Here is a 2229-nt window from a genome sequence, read left to right on the forward strand (position 1 = left end):
ACTATGCACAGTCTGTGGGGAATCCGTGACAGCTGTGCGGGCGTGGGGCCGGTGGCGCGCCCGTTGAGGGCGACGTCACGCCAGGTACCGTCCTGGCGCAGCATGACCGTGCACACGTCGCCGACGACGCCGTCACGCTTGAGCAGTTCTCGGTCCTTCTCGGTCAGGTGCCCGCCGGAGTAGACCTGGCTGGGCAACGCCGCTGCCGGATCCAGCGAGCCCACGCCGAACACCGCCACGCTCGCCCGGTCCGCGAGCGCCAGCACCCGGCGTACGGAGCGCTCGGACCACATGGCCTCGCGTGTGGCGGCATGGTCGAAGAACGCGGGCACGGGGAAGGCGACCGTGCGCGCACCGAGCCGATCGGAAAAGTCGGCGAGCACCTCGCCCACGCTCGGCCCGTCTCCCTCGGGCGCGGTTGCCCCGTTGAGCTGGACCACGGTCAGCCCCGGCACACGGCGCCGGGGCAGGGCGGCGGAGACCTCCGACATCGTGGTGCCCCAGGCGGTGCCAAGGACCCCGTTCTCGGGGGCGAGCGCCACCAGCTCCTCCGCAGCCACCGCAGCCACCTGCTCCAGGCGGTGGATCTCGGTGGTGCCCTCGCGGACCGGCACGATCCGCGCTGTCACGTTGAAGGTGTCCCGCAGCGCGGCCTCTAGCGTGCCCGCCCCTCCAGGAGCGGTCAGGGTGATGCGGACGATCCCGTCCGCGCGCGCCCGCGCCAGCAGGCGAGAGACCGTTGAGCGCGACACCCCTAGGTGCCGGGCGATGACGTCCATCGTCTCGCCCTGCACGTAGTACATCGAGGCCGCCTCGTAGCAGCGGCCGAGCGGAACCGAGCTGCCGGTTCCCTCCGTCATCCGTTCCCCCTGTCCGATATATGCTGCACGTTCGTGCAAACCTGTTGCCCATTATCGCACGAGCCGATGATGCTGGTCGCGTCACCGCCTCCTTCTGGAGATCAGTGGCAAGGCTACCAAGACGATTGTTAGGAGAGTCTCATGCTCGACACCGCCTTGACCAGTACGCAACGACGCACCGCCCTGGAGGCCATGTCCGGGGAGGAGGGCCTCGACATCCTCGTCGTCGGCGGGGGCGTGACCGGGGCCGGCATTGCGCTCGACGCCGCCGCCCGCGGACTGCGCACCGGCATCGTCGAGATGGGCGACTGGGCTTCGGGCACCTCCTCCTGGTCCTCCAAACTCGTCCACGGGGGCCTGCGCTACCTGTACCAGCTGGACTTCGCACTCGTCCACGAGGCCCTCACCGAACGGGGCCGGCTGCTGACGACGACGGCGCCGCACCTGGTCAAGGCCCAGCCCTTCCTGTGGCCGCTCAAGCACCACTACGAGCGCTCCTACTCCGCCGTCGGCGTGGGACTTTACGACGCCCTGGCTATCGCCGGCGCCCGCGGGCACCAGACGGTGCCGGTGCAAAAGCACCTGGGCCGCAAGGGCACCCGCGCCCTGGCGCCCGCCCTTGACCCCGCCAAGCTAGTCGGGGCGATCCGCTTCTACGACGCCCGCGTGGACGATTCCCGGTTGGTCATCGACCTGGTGCGCACCGCCGTCGGCCTGGGCGCTTACGCCGCCAACCGCACCTGGGTCACCGACTTCCTCAAGGATGACCACGGCAGTGTCGCCGGCGCCGTCGTCACGGACCTGGAGACCGGCGAGTCCCACGAGATCCGCGCCGCCCAGACCATTAACGCCACCGGGGTGTGGACCGAGGCCACCCAGGACCTGGCCACCGACGCGGGTGGGCTCAAGGTGCTCGCCTCGAAGGGTATTCACATCGTGGTTCCCAAAGAGGCCATCGACGCCGAGACAGGCATCTTCCTGCGCACCGAGAAGTCCGTGCTGTTCATCATCCCCTGGCAGCGCTACTGGGTCATCGGCACCACCGACACCCCGTGGGAGCAGGACGTCGCCAAGCCGGTGGCCACCGCAGCCGACGTCGACTATGTCCTGGACCATGCCAACGAGGTTCTCGCCCGACCGCTCACGCGCGCGGACATCATCGGGGTCTACGCCGGCCTGCGCCCGCTCCTGCAGCCGCAGCTGCGGCCCGGCGCCGAGGCCGCCAGCACGAAGGTCTCCCGCGAGCACACGGTCACCCGGGTGGCCCCGGGCCTGACGGCCATCGCCGGCGGCAAGCTGACGACCTACCGGGTCATGGCCGCCGACGCCGTCGATCACGCGCTCGGCGAGGCGGGGGCTCATGCACACC

2 protein-coding genes are annotated in these 2229 nt (G+C 70.2%); one reads left to right on the forward strand and one right to left on the reverse strand.

Annotated features, from left to right (window positions below):
- A partial coding sequence (locus RWX45_RS03980) for a sugar-binding transcriptional regulator (protein WP_316022481.1) occupies nucleotides 1-860 on the reverse strand: 860 nt, incomplete at its 3' end.
- A 141-nt stretch (nucleotides 861-1001) separates the two neighbouring features.
- Here RWX45_RS03980 and RWX45_RS03985 point away from each other — a divergent pair.
- A partial coding sequence (locus RWX45_RS03985; protein ID WP_316022482.1) for a glycerol-3-phosphate dehydrogenase/oxidase occupies nucleotides 1002-2229 on the forward strand: 1228 nt, incomplete at its 3' end.

The organism is Actinomyces sp. MRS3W (assembly GCF_032465695.1).
Lineage (GTDB): Bacteria > Actinomycetota > Actinomycetes > Actinomycetales > Actinomycetaceae > Actinomyces.